General features: G+C 63.8%; 16 protein-coding genes. 8 read left to right on the plus strand and 8 right to left on the minus strand.

What is annotated here, in order from left to right; all coding sequences use genetic code 11:
* Positions 1-403: 403 nt before the first annotated feature.
* Positions 404-2,581, plus strand: a complete 2,178-nt coding sequence (locus tag U9R80_RS25265; protein WP_301842216.1) for a malate synthase G — start codon at positions 404-406, stop codon at positions 2,579-2,581.
* 52 nt (positions 2,582-2,633) lie between these two features.
* Here U9R80_RS25265 and U9R80_RS25270 read toward each other — a convergent pair whose 3' ends face one another.
* Complete coding sequence (locus U9R80_RS25270; RefSeq protein ID WP_301842217.1) at positions 2,634-3,077, minus strand: response regulator; 444 nt, start codon at positions 3,075-3,077, stop codon at positions 2,634-2,636.
* Between the two features lie 236 nt (positions 3,078-3,313).
* On the opposite strand from U9R80_RS25270, the gene U9R80_RS25275 reads away from it, so the two are divergent.
* The 7 genes from U9R80_RS25275 to U9R80_RS25305 all read left to right on the plus strand — a co-directional run bounded on the left by U9R80_RS25275 (position 3,314) and on the right by U9R80_RS25305 (position 11,382).
* Positions 3,314-5,251, plus strand: coding sequence for a DUF294 nucleotidyltransferase-like domain-containing protein (locus U9R80_RS25275; protein ID WP_301842265.1), 1,938 nt, complete (start codon positions 3,314-3,316; stop codon positions 5,249-5,251).
* Entirely contained in the window at positions 5,248-5,952 is a 705-nt protein-coding gene (locus U9R80_RS25280) for a 3'-5' exonuclease (RefSeq protein WP_301842219.1), read from the plus strand. The genes U9R80_RS25275 and U9R80_RS25280 overlap by 4 nt, the downstream gene beginning before the upstream one ends.
* A 94-nt stretch (positions 5,953-6,046) precedes the next feature.
* A complete protein-coding gene (locus U9R80_RS25285; protein ID WP_301842220.1) occupies positions 6,047-6,565 on the plus strand; it encodes an RNA polymerase sigma factor in 519 nt (172 codons plus the stop codon).
* Positions 6,562-7,518, plus strand: a complete 957-nt coding sequence (locus tag U9R80_RS25290) for a FecR domain-containing protein (RefSeq protein WP_301842221.1) — start codon at positions 6,562-6,564, stop codon at positions 7,516-7,518. Before U9R80_RS25285 ends, U9R80_RS25290 begins: the two co-directional genes overlap by 4 nt.
* Before the next feature lie 143 nt (positions 7,519-7,661).
* Positions 7,662-10,085, plus strand: coding sequence for a TonB-dependent siderophore receptor (locus tag U9R80_RS25295; protein ID WP_301842222.1), 2,424 nt, complete (start codon positions 7,662-7,664; stop codon positions 10,083-10,085).
* On the plus strand, positions 10,085-11,212 hold the full coding sequence (locus U9R80_RS25300) for a PepSY-associated TM helix domain-containing protein (protein ID WP_301842223.1): 1,128 nt from the start codon (positions 10,085-10,087) through the stop codon (positions 11,210-11,212). The genes U9R80_RS25295 and U9R80_RS25300 overlap by 1 nt, the downstream gene beginning before the upstream one ends.
* A 35-nt stretch (positions 11,213-11,247) precedes the next feature.
* The gene (locus U9R80_RS25305; protein WP_301842224.1) at positions 11,248-11,382 is read left to right on the plus strand and encodes a hypothetical protein; all 135 of its coding nucleotides are present in this window, start codon (positions 11,248-11,250) and stop codon (positions 11,380-11,382) included.
* 118 nt (positions 11,383-11,500) lie between these two features.
* On the opposite strand, the gene U9R80_RS25310 is transcribed toward U9R80_RS25305, so the two are convergent.
* The 7 genes from U9R80_RS25310 to waaF are packed head-to-tail and all read right to left on the minus strand — an operon-like array spanning position 11,501 to position 18,455.
* Entirely contained in the window at positions 11,501-12,937 is a 1,437-nt protein-coding gene (locus U9R80_RS25310) for a lipopolysaccharide kinase InaA family protein (RefSeq protein WP_301842225.1), read from the minus strand.
* Entirely contained in the window at positions 12,937-13,689 is a 753-nt protein-coding gene (locus U9R80_RS25315; protein WP_301842226.1) for a lipopolysaccharide kinase InaA family protein, read from the minus strand. The genes U9R80_RS25310 and U9R80_RS25315 overlap by 1 nt, the downstream gene beginning before the upstream one ends.
* Positions 13,686-14,420, minus strand: coding sequence for a lipopolysaccharide kinase InaA family protein (locus U9R80_RS25320; protein WP_301842227.1), 735 nt, complete (start codon positions 14,418-14,420; stop codon positions 13,686-13,688). Before U9R80_RS25320 ends, U9R80_RS25315 begins: the two co-directional genes overlap by 4 nt.
* On the minus strand, positions 14,420-15,226 hold the full coding sequence (gene rfaP / locus U9R80_RS25325) for a lipopolysaccharide core heptose(I) kinase RfaP (protein WP_301842229.1): 807 nt from the start codon (positions 15,224-15,226) through the stop codon (positions 14,420-14,422). The genes U9R80_RS25320 and rfaP overlap by 1 nt, the downstream gene beginning before the upstream one ends.
* Positions 15,223-16,347, minus strand: a complete 1,125-nt coding sequence (locus tag U9R80_RS25330) for a glycosyltransferase family 4 protein (protein WP_301842230.1) — start codon at positions 16,345-16,347, stop codon at positions 15,223-15,225. The genes rfaP and U9R80_RS25330 overlap by 4 nt, the downstream gene beginning before the upstream one ends.
* Positions 16,347-17,405: a lipopolysaccharide heptosyltransferase I gene (waaC, locus tag U9R80_RS25335; protein ID WP_301842231.1), complete on the minus strand. Its 1,059-nt coding sequence runs from the start codon at positions 17,403-17,405 to the stop codon at positions 16,347-16,349. Before waaC ends, U9R80_RS25330 begins: the two co-directional genes overlap by 1 nt.
* Entirely contained in the window at positions 17,406-18,455 is a 1,050-nt protein-coding gene (waaF, locus tag U9R80_RS25340; RefSeq protein ID WP_301842232.1) for a lipopolysaccharide heptosyltransferase II, read from the minus strand. It lies immediately after the preceding gene.
* Positions 18,456-18,542 lie beyond the last annotated feature (87 nt).

The following is an 18,542-nucleotide window of genomic DNA, read 5'->3' on the forward strand; positions in this document are numbered from 1 at the left end:
CGAAAATCAAGGGCGCGCAGAAAGTATAGGCAAGGCGCGGCAACCTGCCGCAGCCGGCCTTCAGAACAAATCGTGTACTGTTTCAAGATTTATCTGGAACAATCTGCCACTTTTTTGAGAACATGCTGTTTCCCAGCGTGACCCTCTGCGACCAAATGGTCGCAGAACGACGTATTTAGTCTGATTTTCACAACCGCAGCGCATCATGTAGTATGCCGCAGCGCGGACTACAAAACGTCGAATCGATGTCTGCCATAGGCGCCTGTGAAAATACGCAACCGCCCGCCAGCCCGTCTGGCTGGCCGCACCCAGCCGCCCAGAGGGCAAGTTCTGGTGCCGTGTTTAGAGAAGCGCGCAAGGCTTAAATAGAAGAGCTGAATAGCTGAGCAGAGTGAGGCAAGCAATGACTGAACACGTTCAAGTCGGTGGCCTTCAGGTCGCCAAAGTCCTGTTCGACTTCGTGAATAACGAAGCCATTCCCGGAACCGGCGTCAACGCCGAGCAGTTCTGGGTGGGGGCAGAAAAACTCATCAACGACCTCGCTCCAAAGAACAAAGCACTGCTGGCCAAACGTGACGCACTGCAGGCGCAGATCGACGCCTGGCACCAGGCGCGCAAAGGCCAGGCTCACGATGCCGTGGCTTACAAAGCCTTCCTCCAGGACATCGGATACCTGCTGCCAGAAGCTGCAGACTTCCAGGCCTCGACCCAGAACGTCGATGACGAAATTGCCCGCATGGCCGGCCCGCAGCTGGTAGTGCCCGTGATGAATGCGCGCTTTGCCCTGAACGCCTCCAACGCCCGCTGGGGCTCGCTGTACGATGCCTTGTACGGCACCGACGCCATCAGCGAAGAAGGTGGTGCGGAAAAAGGCAAAGGCTACAACAAGGTCCGTGGCGACAAGGTCATTGCCTTCGCCCGCGCCTTCCTCGACGAGTCCGCGCCACTGGCTGCCGGCTCGCATGTCGACTCCATCGCTTACCGCATCGAAGGCGGCAAGCTGGTCGTTGCCCTCAAGGGCGGCAGCAACAGCGGCCTGCGCGATGACGCACAACTGATCGGCTACCAGGGCGACGCCTCGGCACCGACGGCCATCCTGCTCAAGCACAACGGCCTGCACTTCGAGATCCAGGTCGATGCCAGCACCCCGGTTGGCCAGACTGACCCGGCCGGTATCAAGGACGTGCTGATGGAAGCCGCCCTGACCACCATCATGGACTGCGAAGACTCCGTCGCCGCCGTCGATGCCGATGACAAGGTCGTGATCTACCGCAACTGGCTCGGCCTGATGAAGGGCGACCTGTCCGAAAGCGTCAGCAAGGGCGGCCAGACCTTCACCCGTACCATGAACCCGGACCGCGAATACACCGCGCCCAACGGTGGCTCGGTCACCCTGCACGGTCGTTCGCTGCTGTTCGTGCGTAACGTCGGTCACCTGATGACCATCGACGCCATCCTCGACAAGGACGGCAACGAAGTGCCGGAAGGCATCCTCGACGGCCTGGTCACCAACCTCGCGGCGATCCACAACCTCAACGGCAACACCAGCCGCAAGAACAGCCGCACCGGTTCCGTGTACATCGTCAAACCGAAGATGCACGGCCCTGAAGAAGCAGCGTTCACCAACGAGCTGTTCGGTCGCATCGAAGACGTGCTGGGCCTCAAGCGCAACACCCTGAAGGTCGGCATCATGGACGAGGAGCGCCGTACCACGGTCAACCTCAAGGCCTGTATCAAGGCCGCCAGCGAGCGCGTGGTGTTCATCAACACCGGCTTCCTCGACCGTACCGGTGACGAAATCCACACCTCCATGGAAGCCGGCGCCGTCGTGCGCAAAGGCGCCATGAAGACCCAGAAATGGATCGGCGCCTACGAGAACTCCAACGTCGATATCGGCCTGGCTACCGGTCTGCAAGGCCGTGCCCAGATTGGTAAAGGCATGTGGGCCATGCCGGACCTGATGGCCGACATGCTCGAGCAGAAGATCGCTCACCCGCTGGCCGGTGCCAACACCGCCTGGGTACCGTCGCCAACTGCCGCCGCGCTGCATGCGCTGCACTACCACAAGGTCGACGTGTTCGCCCGCCAGGCCGAGCTTGCCAAGCGCGCCCCGGCATCGGTGGATGACATCCTGACCATTCCGCTGGCGACCGACACCAACTGGTCGGAAGAAGAAAAGCGCAACGAGCTGGACAACAACGCCCAGGGCATCCTCGGCTATGTCGTGCGCTGGATCGACCAGGGCGTTGGTTGCTCGAAGGTACCGGACATCAATGATGTCGGCCTGATGGAAGACCGTGCCACCCTGCGTATCTCCGCCCAGTTGCTGGCCAACTGGCTGCGCCACGGTATCGTCACCGAGGCCCAGGTGCTGGAGAGCCTCAAGCGCATGGCGCCGGTGGTCGACAAGCAGAACGCCAACGACCCGCTGTACCGCCCGCTGGCACCCGACTTCGACAACAACATCGCCTTCCAGGCGGCGGTCGAACTGGTTGTCGAAGGCACCAAGCAGCCAAACGGCTACACCGAGCCAGTGCTGCACCGTCGTCGTCGTGAGTTCAAGGCCAAGAATGGTCTGTAAGTGAACAGTCGCGGGGCAGGCCCGCTCCTACAGGAGCGAGCTTGCCCCGCGATCATTTGATCCCGAGTTCCCTGCGCACCAGCTCCATCAATTTCCCCAGATCGATCGGCTTGAGCAAGAAGTCGACGACACTCAAATGCATCGCCGCAATGGCGTCCGGCACATCGGCATCACCCGACACGATAATGATCGGCAACGCCGCCTTCTCCGACTCGCGAATCTGGCGAATCAACTCCAGCCCGTCGAAGGGCTCCATCCGCAAATCCGTAATCAGCAAACCGATGTCGCGCTCGCCCGTCAGGTACACCAACGCCCGCTCGGCATTCTGCGCGGTCAGGCACTGGATGCCTTTGCTCTTGAGGTAACTGGCGAGGGCTTCGCGGGCCTGCTGATTGTCATCGACGATCAATACCTTCTGCGGCGCAGCAGTGGGCGCGGTCACCGCCGCCAGTGCTTCACGCTCGGCGTCACTCAGGATGTCGTCTTGGTCAGGCATGGCCGTCTCGTGGAAAAGCGCTCAAAAAAATTCCCTTGAATCAAGTTCAGACCGCTTTTGATCGGCTTGCAACCCACCGTCGTCGAGAATTTGACACCCGTCGTAATTCTCACCCTGGCCGTCGCGCCATTTAGACTTACGTCCAATGGGCACTGGGCGCCTGGCGACCGACCATGAAAGCCGAAAACAACAAGGCCGGCGCCCCTGCGCTGCCCATAAAAGACGCGGTAAGGTTCATGAGCAAAATGGACGCCTTCGCCCAGGCAGGAAAGACTGCAGTACTGCAGAACATCCAAGGGACCCTGCAGTTTCTGCAACGCTTTCCACCGTTCAACCAAATGGAAAATGCCCACCTGGCGTTTCTCGTGGAACAGTGCCAGCTGCGTTTCTACGCGGCCAACGACAGCATCATCAAGCCCAGCGACGGGCCGGTGGAGCACTTCTACATCGTCAAGCAGGGCCGCGTCGTCGGTGAGCGCCAGCACGTGACCCGCCCCGGCACCGAAACCACCTTCGAGATCGCCAGCGGCGAGTGCTTCCCCCTCGCCGCCCTCCTGGGCGAACGCGCCACCCGCACCGAACACCTCGCCGCCGAAGACACCTTTTGCCTGCAACTGAACAAGGCGGCGTTCATCCGCCTGTTCGCCCTGTCCGAAGCCTTTCGCGACTTCGCCCTGCGCGGCGTCAGCAGCCTGCTCGACCAGGTCAACCAACAGGTCCAGCGCCGCGCGGTAGAGACCCTGGGCACGCAGTACTCGCTCAACACCCGCCTGGGCGAACTGGCCATGCGCCACCCGGTGGTGTGCGACCGGCAAACACCACTGCGCGAGGCGGTAGCCTTGATGCATGAACAGCAAGTGGGCAGCATCGTGATCGTCGATGCCCAGCGCTTTCCCATCGGTATCTTCACCCTGCGCGACCTGCGCCAGGTGGTGGCCGACGCCAGTGCCGACTTTGCCCAGCCCATTGGCGGCCACATGACCGCCAACCCGTTCTATCTGAGCCCCCAGGCCAGCGCCTTCGATGCAGCCATTGCCATGACCGAGCGGCACATCGCCCACGTCTGCCTGGTGGAAGACAAACGCCTGTGCGGCGTGGTCTCCGAACGTGACCTGTTCTCCCTGCAGCGGGTCGACCTGGTCCATCTGGCCAGAACCATTCGCCATGCCACGCGCATCGAAAGCCTGGTATCGCTGCGCGGTGAAATCGGCCAGCTGGTCGAACGCATGCTGGCCCATGGGGCGTCGTCGACGCAGATCACCCAGATCATCACCCTGCTCAACGACCACACCGTGTGCCGAGTGATCGAACTGGCCATCGAGGACAAGGGCGACCCGGGCGTGCCGTTCAGTTGGCTGTGCTTTGGCAGTGAAGGCCGCCGCGAACAGACCCTGCACACCGATCAGGACAACGGCATCATTTTCGAGGCTCGCGATGCGGCCCATGCCGCCGAAATCCGTGGCCGCCTGCTGCCATTGGCGCAATACATCAACCAGGGGCTGGCCCAATGCGGCTTCACCCTGTGCAAGGGCAACATCATGGCCGGCAACCCCGAGCTGTGCCTGTCTCGCGCCGAGTGGGCCCGGCGCTTCGCCGCCTTCATCCGCGAGGCCACGCCGGAAAACCTGCTGGCCTCAAGCATCTACTTCGACCTGCGCGTGGTCTGGGGCGATGAGGATGCCTGCGAGCAACTGCGCCAGAGCATTCTCGGGCAGGTCGCCGACAACCGCCTGTTCCAGCGCATGATGGCCGAGAACGCCTTGCGCCAGCGGCCGCCCGTTGGACGCTTCCGCGAGTTCGTGCTGACCCGCAAAGGCAATGACAAGGCAGCCACCCTCGACCTCAAGGTCCAGGGCCTGACCCCCTTCGTCGATGGCGCACGCCTGCTGGCCCTGGCCAATGGCGTCAGTGCCAACAACACCCTGGAGCGCCTGCGCGAACTGGTCACCCGCGAGGTGATTGATCCCCTCGATGGCGCCGCCTATGAAGAGGCCTACCACTTCATCCAGCAGACCCGCATGCAGCAACACCAGCTGCAGAGCCGCCAGAACCTGCCCTACTCCAACCGTGTCGACCCCGACAGCCTCAACCACCTGGACCGGCGCATCCTGCGCGAGTCCCTGCGCCAGGCCCAGCGCCTGCAAGGCAGCCTGGCCCTGAGGTATCAGCTGTGAGCCTGTTTGCCTGGCTGCGACCGCGGCAGATCGAAGCCAGCGTGCGCCAACGGGTGACCGAGTTGCCTGCACCTGCCCCCCTGAGCGACGACAGCCTGCGCAGCCAGCGCTGGGTGGTACTGGACCTGGAAACCAGTGGCCTGAACACCAACCGCGACCAGGTGCTGTCGATCGGCGCCGTCGTGATCGAAGACGGCGCGATCGACTTCAGCCAACAGTTCGAGCGCACCCTCTACCAGCGCGATCACAAGCTCACCTCCAGTGTGCTGATTCACGGCCTGGGGCCCAGCGCCATCGCGGCCGGCTGTGATCCCGCCGATGCCTTGCTCGACTTGATGACCTTTATCGGCGACAGCCCGGTGCTGGCCTTTCACGCGCCCTTCGACCAGCGCATGCTGACCCGGGCACTCAAGGACCACCTGGGCTATCGCCTGCAGCATGTCTTCCTGGATGTTGCCGAGCTTGCGCCACTGCTCAACCCGCAAATCACCCTGCGCGAAGCCGGCCTGGATGACTGGACGGCCTGTTTCGGCCTGGAGGCGATCGAGCGGCACAACGCCAGTGCCGATGCCATGGTCACCGCCGAACTGGCGTTGATTCTGTTCAGCCAGGCCCGCCGCCAGCAGCTCGACAGTCCGGCACTGCTCGACCAGCACCTGCAACGGTGGCGGCGCCGACGACACCAGAGCCACGGCTTCTAGCGTCACCCGATGAGCGTCAATTGCGTTTAGCGAACACATTCTGCGACAATCGCGAATAATTCTCGTTAGTTAACGCATCTTTTCGGGGAACGTCTTGTCGTCCGTGCAAAGCCCACACAGTGAGCTGGTCGGTACCCTCTATCGCGACCACCGCAGCTGGCTACTCGCTTGGCTGCGGCGCAACATCGTCTGCGCCGAACGCGCCGAAGACCTGAGCCAGGACACCTTCGTGCGCCTGCTCGGGCGCGATGAGCTGCCTGCCCCCCGCGAGCCCCGAGCGTTTCTCCTGGCCATTGCCAAAGGCCTGTTGTTCGATCACTTTCGTCGTGCAGCCCTGGAACAGGCCTACCTGGCCGAACTGATGCTCATCCCCGAAGCTGAACAACCCTCCCCGGAAGAACAACACCTGATCCTCGAAGACCTCAAGGCCATCGACCGTCTGCTCGGCAAGCTGTCGAGCAAGGCGCGCGCGGCCTTTTTGTACAACCGGCTCGACGGCCTGAATCACGCCCAGATCGCCGAGCGCCTGGGGGTTTCGGTTTCGCGGGTGCGCCAGTACCTGGCCCAGGGCATGCGCCAGTGCTACATCGCCCTGTACGGTGAGCCGACATGAACAACAAGCCGGTCAGCGCCCGGGTGCTCGACGCCGCAATCGCCTGGCAGCTGTGCCTGGACTCGGGCAGCGGCAGCAGCGAGGAACGCGCCGAGTTTGCCCGCTGGTACGCCGCCGACGAAGAACACGCCCGGGCCTGGATGCAACTGGGCATGCTCGACCAACGCTTCAGTGCGGCGGCAGGTCCTGCCCGCCAGGCCCTGCTGCAATCGCGCGCCGGCCTGCGCCAGCGCGTGCGCAAACTGGGCCGCGGCGTGGCCAGCCTGGTGCTGGTGGCAGGCTTGCTCAGCTGGGTCAGCGCGCACCAGTCGCTGGGTTACTGGCTGGCCGACCAGCGCACCGCCACCGGCGAACAGCGCACCCTGCGCCTGACTGACGGCACGATGATCAGCCTCAACACCCATTCGGCGGTCGACATCCGCTTCGATGAGAAAGAACGCCTGATCGTGCTGCACGAGGGTGAAATCTCCATCGAAACCGGCCACAAGGACGACCGCCCGTTCGTGGTCGCCACCGAAGACGGACGCATGCGTGCCCTGGGCACGCGCTTCCTGGTCAAGCTGGAAGAGCAAGGCACCCGCCTGAGCGTATTGCAGTCGGCCGTGGCGGCACGGCCCCAGGACAGCGGTGACGAGCAGATCCTGCATGAAGGCCAGCAAGTGCTGATGACCCATGACCAGTTTGGCCAGATCGCCGGCCTGAACATGGGCGCCGATGCCTGGACCCGCGGCATGCTGGTGGTCGACAACGTGCGCCTGAGCGAGCTGATCGACGAACTGGGCCGCTACCGCAGCGGCTACCTGAACGTTGCCCCGGAAGTGGCCGACCTGCGCATCACCGGCAGCTTCCCGCTCAACGACACCAACCTGGCCCTGACCTCATTGCTGCCGACCTTGCCGGTGCAGATCGAGCAGCACACCCCCTGGTGGGTGACGGTGGTGGCTCGCGAGTAATCCCCTTCCCCTACCGCAGGCGCGGGCTCGCCCCGCGAACCCTGCGCAATACAAATCAAAATAATTTTCACTAAGCCCTGTCACTTTTCCCAACTCACTCGGCAAGGAAGCTAGTTAGCACTTATCCGTCGAGGAGCCGCTGCATGACCCGTGCCTTTGAAACCTTCCTGCGCCCCAGCCTGCTGGCCATGGCCATTGCCTTGTCCGCCCCGCTGGCGAGCAGCCCGCTGATCGCTGCCGAGCAGTCGGCAATGCGCAGCTACGACCTGCCCGCAGGCCCGCTGTCCAGCACCCTGAACCAGATCGCCAGCCAGGCCGGCATCGCCCTGAGCCTGGACCCGAGCCTGGCCGCAGGCCGCACCTCGGCACCGGTCAAGGGCCAGTACAACGGCGCTGGCGCCCTGCAGGCAGCCCTGCGCGGCACCGGTCTTCAACTGCAGCAGAGCAGCGCGGGCACCTACAGCCTGATCGCGACTCCCGAGGGCACCCTGGCCCTGCCGGAAACCAGCATCAATGCCACCGGCGACTATGAAAGCGCCTGGGGCCCGGCCACCGGCTTTACCGCCACCCGCACCGCCGCGGGCACCAAGACCGATACGCCTATCGTTGAAATTCCACGCTCGATGACGGTGATCACCCGCGAGCAGCTGGATGACCGCCAGGTCCTCAACCTCAACGATGCCCTGCGCTATACCGCCGGCGTTCAGAGCAGCGGCTACGCCTCCGACCCCCGCTCCGACTGGCTGCGGGTACGCGGCTTCGACCCGACCCAGTTCCTCGACGGCCTGCCGCTGCCCAAGGGCTCGTTCGCCAACCCGAAAGTCGAACCCTGGAACCTTGAGCGCATCGCCGTGTTGCGCGGCCCGGCCTCCTCGGTCTACGGCCAGACACCACCCGGCGGCATGCTCGACATGGTCAGCCGTCGCCCGCAGGCAGAAAGCGCCAACCAGGTCGAAGCGCAGGTGGGCAGCAACAACCACCGCCAGTTCAATTTCGACAGCACCGGCAAGATCGACGATGAGGGCCAGTTCCTCTACCGCGTCAGCGGTGTCGTGCGTGACAGTGATTCACCAACCGACCACGTCCCGGACAAGCGCTACAACATTGCGCCGAGCCTGACCTGGAACATGGATGAAGACACCAAGCTGACCTTCATCACCCAGTACACCCGTGACGATACCGGCATCTCCGGCCAGTTCCTGCCACTGCAAGGCACCAAGCTGGACTCGCCGGCAGGCGACATCTCCCACCACAAGAACCTGGGCGATCCGGACTGGGAATTCTACGACCGCACCTACTACGCACTCGGGTACGCCTTCGAGCACCGCCTGAACGATGTCTGGCAGTTCCGCCAGAACCTGCGCTACACCAAGAGCGATCTGTCGTTCCAGGGCATCAACGTAGCGACCATGAACAACGGCACCATCCAGCCCGATGGCACCGTCCCGCGTGAAACCGGCATCGTCAACGAAGACATCAGCCAGTTCGCCGTGGACAACAACTTCCAGGCCGACTTCCAGACCGGCGACCTGACCCATACCCTGTTGATCGGCCTGGACCACCAGCGCTCGAACACCAACTACAGGTGGGACTACGGCTTGAGCTTCAGCGTGCCGCCAGGCAACGTGATCCGCCCACCGTACGGCCAGGACTTCTCCAATGTGTCGTACTTCACCATGTACGACTACGGCCAGAAGACCTACCAGACCGGCTTCTACGTCCAGGACCAGATCGCCCTGGACAACTGGCGCCTGACCCTGGGCGGCCGTGAAGACTGGGTACACACCGGCACCACCTTCCACAACCAGAATGACGCCACCAGCACCGAGCGCGACAAGGCCTTCACCGGCAACGTCGGCCTGAGCTATGTCTTCGACAACGGTGTGACGCCGTACATCTCGTACACCGAGTCGTTCCAGCCGACCACCGGCGCCGCTGTCGCCGCCACCGAGTCGTTCAAACCGACCGAGGGGCGCCAGTACGAAGTGGGCGTGAAGTACCAGCCGGTGGGCAGCAAGAACCTTTACACCGCTGCGGTGTATGACCTGCGCCAGGAAAACGTGAAGGTTGCCGAAGGCAACATCACCCGCCAGGTCGGTGAACTGCAGGTTCGTGGCCTTGAACTGGAAGCCACCACCCAGGTGACCGACAACCTCAAGCTGATCGGTTCCTACAGCTACACCGACACCGAGATTCTCAAGGGTGCCGCCGGCGAGCAAGGCAACCGCATGGCGCTGATCCCGCGCAACCAGGCAACCCTGTGGGCCGACTACACCTGGCACAACGGTGTGCTTGATGGCTTTGGCGTGGGTGGCGGTGTGCGCTATGTAGGCGACAACTACGGCAACACCACCAACACCGACCTGGGTTATGTCGGCTCCTACACCGTCTACGACGCCTCGGTGCATTACGACCTGGGCCGCAAGGTCAGCACCCTCAAAGGCATGACCGTGGCCGTGGAAGCCAAGAATCTGTTCAACAAGGACTACCTGGCCAACTGCGACGGTTACTGGTGCTACTACGGTGACGAGCGCAACGTGGTTGCCAGCGTGAACTACAAGTTCTGATGAAAAGCCAGACCATACGCCGCTGGTCCTTCGTTCATACCTGGACCAGCCTGACCTGCACCGTGTTCCTGCTGATGCTGGCGGTCACCGGCTTGCCGCTGATCTTCCACCACGAAATCGACCACTTGCTGGGCGATGCGCCGGAACTCAAGGAGATGCCGGCCGACACACCCAAGCTGGACCTCCAGCAACTGGTGCTCAAGGCCCAGGCCCATCGCCCTGGCGAAGTGATGCAGTACTTTGGCTGGGATGAGGACGACAGTAACGGGGTGGTGGCGATCATGGCCGCCACGGCCGGTACCGAGCCCAATTCCTCGCACACCTTCATGCTCGATGCCCGCACCGGTGATGCGGTGGAAATGCCCTCGGCCAACGGTGGCTTCATGATGACCATGCTGCGCCTGCATGTGGACATGTTTGCCGGCTTGCCCGGCAAGCTGCTGCTGGCGTTCATGGGCGTGCTGTTCGTGGTAGCGATCATCTCTGGCGTGGTGCTGTACTCACCGTTCATGCGCCGGCTCAAGTTCGCCACCGTGCGCCACGAGAAATCGCGGCGCCTGCGCTGGCTCGACCTGCACAACCTGATCGGCATCGTCACCCTGACCTGGGCGTTGGTGGTGGGTGTGACCGGCGTGATCAGCGCCCTGTCGGACCTGGTCATCGCCGCGTGGCGCAACGATAGCCTCAGTGCCATGGTCGCCCCCTACCGCGATGCTCCGCCGCTGACGGCGCTGGCCCCCGTCAGCCGGGTGCTGGACATCGCCGCCGAGGCAGCACCGGGCATGGTGCCGGACTTCATCGCCTTCCCCGGTACGCGCTTTTCCAGCGAGCACCATTACGCGGTGTTCATGAAAGGCGGCACCCACCTGACCGCGCACCTGCTGACACCGGTACTGATCGATGCGAGCACCCTGGCGGTCACCGCCGTGGGCGAACGGCCCTGGTACATGGATGCCATGGGTCTTTCACAGCCACTGCACTTCGGTGACTACGGTGGCCGGCCAATGCAGATTCTCTGGGCCGTACTGGATGTGCTGACCATCATCGTGCTGGGCAGTGGCGTGTACCTCTGGGTGGTTCGGCGCCGGGCCGCAGTGCCGGCCGTTCAGGCGGAGGTGGCGGGGTGAAGCGCAAAGCATCAAGCCTGAGAACCGTGTTCGGGATGCCCGCACTGATCGCCCTGCTGGGTGCAGCAGGGCTGTTTGCGGCGTTGCTGGGGGATGGTTGGTGGGATGCCCTGGCCTGGGTCGGGCTGGGGTTGCCGGCCTGGTACAGCGTTCGCGGGTTCTGCAGATAGCCATCGCGGGGTAGGAGCGGGCTTGCCCCGCGATGCGATGTGCCTGACAGATCGCGATCGCGGGGCAAGCCCGCTCCCACTGCAAGCCTGCTCCCACAGCAGGCCCGCCCCTACTCTTTCAAAGCTTGGGCAAATACTCGTCCAGCCGCTTGTACAGCGCACTGCCACTGGGCCAGTTACGCAACAGCCGGGCCCGGTCACGGGCGAAGGCCGGAGCAAAGCTGAGCTGGGTGGCATGCTGACACATGGCATCCAGGTCGATCAGCGACCACTGGCCGTCCTGCCAGAACAGGTTATGCCCCTTCATGTCGCCATGGCTGATGCGCTCGTGGATCAGCTGCGTCAACAGCGCGTGCAGGGCCTGCAACTGCGCCTCGGGCACCTCGCCACTCTCGACGTAGGGCGTAAAGCATGCGATCAGGTCTGGCCCGTCGGCGTACTCGGTCACCAGGTAGGCACGGCTGCGCAAGCCCATGAAGCGCAGCTCCTGCACCGCCAGCGGCTTGGGCGTGGCAAAGCCGAGAAACTCCAGGCGATGCCCTTCGATCCATGAATGCCAGGCCCGGCTCGGGCGCCAGAAGCGCTTGAACCAGTGGGCGGTGTTCTTGATGTTGTAGCGCTTGAGTACCAACGGCCGCCCATCCACCTCAACACGCGCCACACTGGCCGCACCGCCTGTCTTGTACAGGTGGCCCTGGTCAATCAGCGCGTCGGCCTGCTCCAGCACCGGCAGCAGGGCCTGCACTTCGTTGCGACGGATCGAACGCAAGCCCGAGGGGCCGCGTTCAACGCTGAACAGCGTGCACTCCCGCCCGGCCTTCTCCAGATAATCCTTCAGGCGCCAGCTGCGCACCTTGTCGATCTGCTTCTGCAGCGCTTCGAGCGGCAGCGCATGCTCGGCATTGGCCAGCAGGTAATGCACCAGCAGCTCTTCAATGAACGGCTCCAGGCGCTTGGGCAACTGGGCAAACAGCACGCCCAGGTTCTGCAGCACCTGTGGGCGCGACAGCGGCGTGCCCGGGGTTTCGGCCTTGATGCCGGCACCGTCGATCAGGTACAGCTTGCCGTCATGGCGCAACAAGTTGTCCAGGTGCAGGTCTTCCTGCCACAAGCCCTTGGCGTGCATCTGCGCCACGGCCGCCAGGGCTTCGCCCAGCACGGCGTGCTGCTCATCGGCCAGGGGCGGCAAGGCTTCGACGTCAGCCCAGGCATCGGCAAGGCTTTGAGAACCTTCGAGGAACTCGAACAACAGCCAGCCACCCTCGCCTTCGCGCAAGCCATCGGCCAGCAACAGCGGTGTGGTCAGGTTCTGGGCGGCCAACAGGCGCGCACCGTCAAGCTCGCGCTGAAAATGCCGCGCCGCGCTGCCGCCAACCAGCAACTTGGCCAGCACCGGCTTGCCGCGCCATACACCGGCGCCCACGTAGCGCTGACCGGGCAGCACCCGCAGCAGGCTGAGCAGTTGCAGATCGGCAGTGCCGGCCGCGTCGGCCAGGGTAATGGTCAGGGGCAGGTCCGGGCTGCGCCCGGCATCCTTGAGTTCGGACAAACGCATCAGCGAGCCTCTTTCTCACGGCGGCGGCGCGTCAGGCGCTGCAGCCAGGTATCGACCAGCGTGCTGTCGGCGGGCTGGTCCAGGTAGGACGAGAGCATCACGCGTACTTCAGCTTCGCTCCAGACCGGCGCCCGGCGCAACAGCGGCTCAAGGTCCTTGAGCCGGTCGCGCATGCCCAGCAGCAATGGCCGGGTTTTTTCCAGGTCGATCAGTTGCGCTTGCCAGCCATCGCTGCGGGCACGCAGGAAGATATGTTTGGGGTAGAAACAGCCGTGCACCTGGCTGGCCGCGTGCAGGGTGCGGGCAAGCAATCCGCAGGCGCGCAGGATGCCCTGGCGCTGGCCGATGTCCAGCTGCGGCCATTGGCCGAGCAGGCTGTCCAGGTCGCTCCAGTCATCCAGGGCACGGGTCATCAGGATGGCGCGACGTTCGCCGTCAATCTTGCGCTCGCCGTAATACACCGCCTGCAACGCCGGAATCCCCAGCTTCTGGTAGCGGCTGATATTGCGGAACTCGCGGGCAAAGGTCGGCTCGCCAAACGGGCTGTGCAAGGTACGGGTCAGGTAGTCGCTCTGACGCTTGAGGTAGTAGCCCTTGCCCTCCAGCTCCAGGCGGAACACGCTGCTCCAGCCACCACGGCCGGTGTTGGGTTCGTCCACCGCATCCAGTTGCAGCGCCCAGAGCTGGTCGAAGCCGTTCAGACCATGGCGCTCAAGCAGCGCCACGTCGGCACTGGCCAGAAAATCAGTCATTCGCGTCCCTCGAAAAACGTCACCACGTGCCGGATGCGGCGCTTGTCCGATTCATTCAGGCGCTCACGCCCACGGTACTGCAGATAGAAGCGCAGGCGCTGGGTCGCCGACAGGTGATACTTGGCCACCTTGTCCAGGCAGGCCAGGTCTTTGGTGATCCGGTAGCGCAACATGAAACCCCACCAGAAATCGCCGGTGGGGCAGTCGATGAAGAATAGCGTGGCCTGGTCATCCACCAGCAAGTTGCGCCACTTCAGGTCGTTATGGGTGAAGTGGTGATCGTGCATCACCCGGGTGTGCCGGGCCAACTGGCGGCTGATGTGATCGACCCAGCCCCGCTGTGCCAGGCGCGAATCCTTGCGTTCGGCCAGGGCCGAGAGGTCTTCGGTGCGCGGCAGCTCGCGGGTGATCATCGCCCCGCGACCAAAGGCCAGGCCCTTGCGCTCCAGGCCCCAGGCCACGACCTCGGCAGTGGGAATGTCCCACTTGGCGAACTGCTTGAGGTTCTGCCACTCGGCCTTGATCCGCGGCCGCCCCAGGTAGCGGCGCAGGCCCTTGCCGGCACCGGTGTAGCGTTTGACGTAGTAGTTGACCCCGCCGCGCTCGACGCGAATCACTTCGCTCAGCGGGTCGTGGGTCAGGCGCTCGCCCTTGAGGGCGAAGACTGCCTCGATACTGCCAAAATCCGCCGCCAGCGCCTGGTACTCAGGCTCCAGTGTCCAACCCGCCATCAGAGCGCGTCCCCGTATCGTTGTTTACGCTCGTAGAGCTTCTGCGCCTTGCCTTCGAGCCAGCTCAGCAAGGCCGCTTCCTCAGCCAGGATCTGGCGCAGCGGCTGCAGGAAGTAACCGCGCAAAAAGCGCAGCTTGTCACGCCGGGTCAGGCCGACGTCCAGCGCCGAGAAATACAGCGCCGCCAGGTCCTTGTTGCGCCAGCGCCGGGAAATGGTCGCACGGGTCTGGGCGCGGTGCAGGTCGATGACCGACAACTTGAAGTCATCGGCCGTCACTTCACGGTCGGTGTGCAGCAGGAAATGGCAGATGTAGCAGTCGCGGTGATTGACCCCGGCGCGGTGCATCATGCCGGTCATGCGCGCCACTTCGGCAATCAGCGCGCGCTTGAGGCGCGGTGCCGGCGGCTGCTTGACCCAGTCGATACTGAAGTCTTCCAGGCTGATGGTCGGCGCCAGCTCTTCGGTGACGATGAACGAATGCTGCGTCGCCGGGTTGCGGCCGCGCTCGCCGTAGGCCACGGCGGTCATGGTCGGGACACCCACCTGGTGCAAGCGCTCGATGGCCTGCCATTCCTGGCCGGCACCGAGCACCGGCAGCTTGGCGGTGAACAGGTTCTTGAAGATCTCGCCCCAGCCGATGCCACGGTGGATCTTGACGAAATAGCCCCGCCCCTCGACTTCGGTGCGCAGGGTGCGGCGCCCTTCCAGCTCGCGGTACACCTGCCCTTGCAGGCCCTCCACGGCCTCGAAGGCATCGCGCCCGGCCCACAGGCGCTTGAACGGCTCGGCCAGTATCAGTTTCATGTACGCTCCGGGGCCAGGATCACATCGGCAGCATGCTCGGGCATGCTGTAGAGGTCGGCAGTATCGGCAAAGGCCAGGCCATTGCGCGCCCAGTCGGCGCGGGCGGCGTCATCTTCGAGCATGCGCTGCAGGTACTGGTTGAGCTGCGCTTGCTCGAACGGCTCATCGAGCACCAGGCCACTGTCGGCCTCGGCGATGTAATGGGCATAGCCGCACACGGCCGACACCAGCACAGGCAAGCCTGCGACCAGCGCTTCGAGCAGCACGGTGCCGGTGTTTTCGTTATAGGCCGGGTGAATCAGCAGGTCAGCGCCGAGCAGGAAACGCGGAATATCGCTGCGTCCCTTGAGGAACTGCACCTGATCGCTCAGGCCCAGAGTCGCGCTTTGCAGCTGGAACACCTTGGGGTCGTCCTGGCCGATCACCATCAATCGGGTGCGCTTGCGCAGCGCCGACGGCAGTGCAGCCAGGGCCTTGAGACTACGGTCGACACCCTTGGTCTTGAAGCCGGAGCCAATCTGCACCATCAGCAACTGATCGTCTTTCAGATCGAACTCGCGACGAAATTCGGCGCGAATCTCAGCGGCATTGGCCGGTGCCCGGCGGTCCTGGGAAATACCCGGTGGCAGCAGGTGAAAGCGCTCCAGCGGGGTGTCGTAATGCTTGATGAACAGCGGCTGCTGGACCTCGGAAATCATCAGGACTTCGGTCTTGGAGTCCTTGGCGAACACCGCCCGCTCGTACTCGGCAAAGTGCCGGTAGCGGCCCCAGCGCCGGTACAGGGGATTGCGCAGGGTTTGCGCCTTGTCTTCAAAGCAGCCGTCGGCGGCGTAGTAGACATCCAGCCCCGGCATCTTGTTGAAGCCGATCAGGCGATCCACCGGGCGCTTGGCAAGGTCGGCTTCCATCCAGGCGCTGAGTTTCTCGTTGCGACGGTGGTTGAACAGCGCCTTGACCGGCGCCACCAGCACTTCAAAGCCCTCAGGCACATCGCCTTCCCAGATCAGCGTATACACGCGGATCTTGTGGCCACGGCGCTGACACTCCAGGGCAATGCGCATGAAGTCACGCTGCAGGCCACCGAAGGGGAAATATTTGTAAAGCACAAAAGCCAGTTGCATCAACGAACATCCTCAGCCAGCAGCAACGCGCGCAATTGGCTCGCCACACGCTCGGGATTCAGGCGAGTGAAGCACAGCGGCCACTCGCGTTTGAGATCGAACCGGCGCTGATCATCAGCGCTCGGTTTATACGTGCATTTCTTCTGCAGGCACGGTGCGCAGGCAAAGTCGCTGGCCAGGTGCACCTGGGACTTGCCGTAGGCACCGGTCAACCCCGGGTTGGTGGGGCCGAACAGTGACAGGGTCGGCACATCCAGTGCCGCCGCCAGATGCCCCAGGCCGGTATCCACCGCGACACATGCCTTGGCAGCAGCCAACACGCGAGCAACACCGGCCAGGTTCAACTTGGGGAGTACCTGGCAGTTGTTCAAGCCCTTGGCGATGCGCTCGGCACGGGCCTGCTCGGCCGGGTTGCCCCAGGGCAGGCGCACTTCAAGCCCTTGCTGGCCCATGCGCTCGGCCAGTTGGCGCCAATAGGCCTCCGGCCAGTGCTTGGTGTCCCAGGTGGTGCCGTGCAGGAACACAACGAACGGCGCGGCTGGCGGCAATTGCAGGCGGTTCAGGTCCAGGCCGTAGTCGCCCAGGCCGGGGGGCAGGTCATACCCCAGGGCCAGGCCGAACAGCTGGCGTACCCGCTCCACCGCATGCTGCCCGCGAGCCACCGACAAGCGCCGGTCGTAGAAGCGGCTGGACAGCCCCTCACGGGCCGAATAGCGGTCGAGCCCGGCCACCGGTGCCTTGACGTAGCGGGTCAGCCAGGCCGACTTCACCAGGCCCTGGGCGTCGATCACCAGGTCATACTGGGTTTCACGCAGGCGCTGCTTGAACTGGCGCCATTCGCCGTTCTTGAAGGTCTGCCAGAGGTTCTTGCGCCAGCGGCGAATCGCCACCGGGATGACCTTGTCCACCGCCGGGTGCCAGCTGGGGATCTCGGCAAAGCCCTCTTCGACCACCCAGTCAAAGCGGATGCCGGGAATCGCCCGGTAGGCGTCGGTCAGCGCCGGCAGCGCATGGATCACATCGCCCAGCGACGAGGTCTTGATCAGCAGTACCCGCACTTAGTCGACCTCGGCCATGACATCAACAAGGGTCGGGCCATCGAGGCGCTGCAGCGCTGCCACCACCGCCTCCGGCTCAAGCTGACGCAGGCAGTTGTAATGGCCGAAGCGGCAGGTGCGGTCGAAGCAGGGGCTGCACTCAAGGCCCAGGCGCACCACCTCGACCTGATCGGCCAGCGGCGGGGTGAAGCCAGGCGAGGTCGAACCGTACACGGCCACCAGCGGTCGATTGAGCGCTGCGGCCACATGCATCAGGCCCGAGTCGTTGGACACCACCGCATCGCTGCACGACAGCAGGTCGATGGCTTCGGCCAGGGACGTTTCGCCGCTGAGGTTGGTGGCTTCTTCGCGCAGGCCCGGAATCAGCCGCTCGCGGATCGACTCGCCGACGGCGTGATCGTTCTTCGAGCCAAACAGCCACACCTGCCAGCCTTCACGAATCTTGACCTCTGCGACCTTGGCGTAGTGCTCCGACGGCCAGCGCTTGGCCTCGCCGAACTCGGCACCCGGGCACAGCGCCAGCACCGGACGGTCGAGGGCCAGGCCGAACTTGGCCAGGGCCGCGTCACGGCTGGCCGCTTCAATCTGCAGACTCGGGCGTGGGTAGGGTTTGGGCAACTCGGCACCGACCGGATAGGCCAGGGCCATGAAGCGCTCGATCATCAGCGGGTAACGCGCCTTGTCGAGCTTGCGCACATCATTGAGCAGGCCGAAGCGCAGCTCGCCGCGCCAGCCGGTACGCTTGGGAATGCCGGCAAAGAACGGCACCAGCGCCGACTTCAATGAGTTGGGCAGCAAAATGGCCTGGTCGTACTGACCGGCCAGGGACTTGCCGATACGCCGCCGGGTTGCCAGTTCCAGTGCACCGTGGCCGAGCGGAAAGCTCAAGGCCTGGCGCACTTCAGGCATGCGTTCGAGGATCGGCCGGCTCCACTCGGGGGCCAGCACGTCGATCACACACGCCGGGTGTTGCTGCTTCAGGCAATGGAACAGGGTCTGCGCCATTACCATGTCGCCCACCCAGCTAGGGCCAATGATCAAAATTCTCATGCTTTATCCAGAAACGATCAGGGAGGCTACAGACTGTCCGCGAACCGCCTGGCCTCCCCTCTTTATATTCAGGCTATATGTCGACCA

The organism is Pseudomonas sp. JQ170C, assembly GCF_035581345.1.
Classification (GTDB): Bacteria; Pseudomonadota; Gammaproteobacteria; order Pseudomonadales; family Pseudomonadaceae; genus Aquipseudomonas.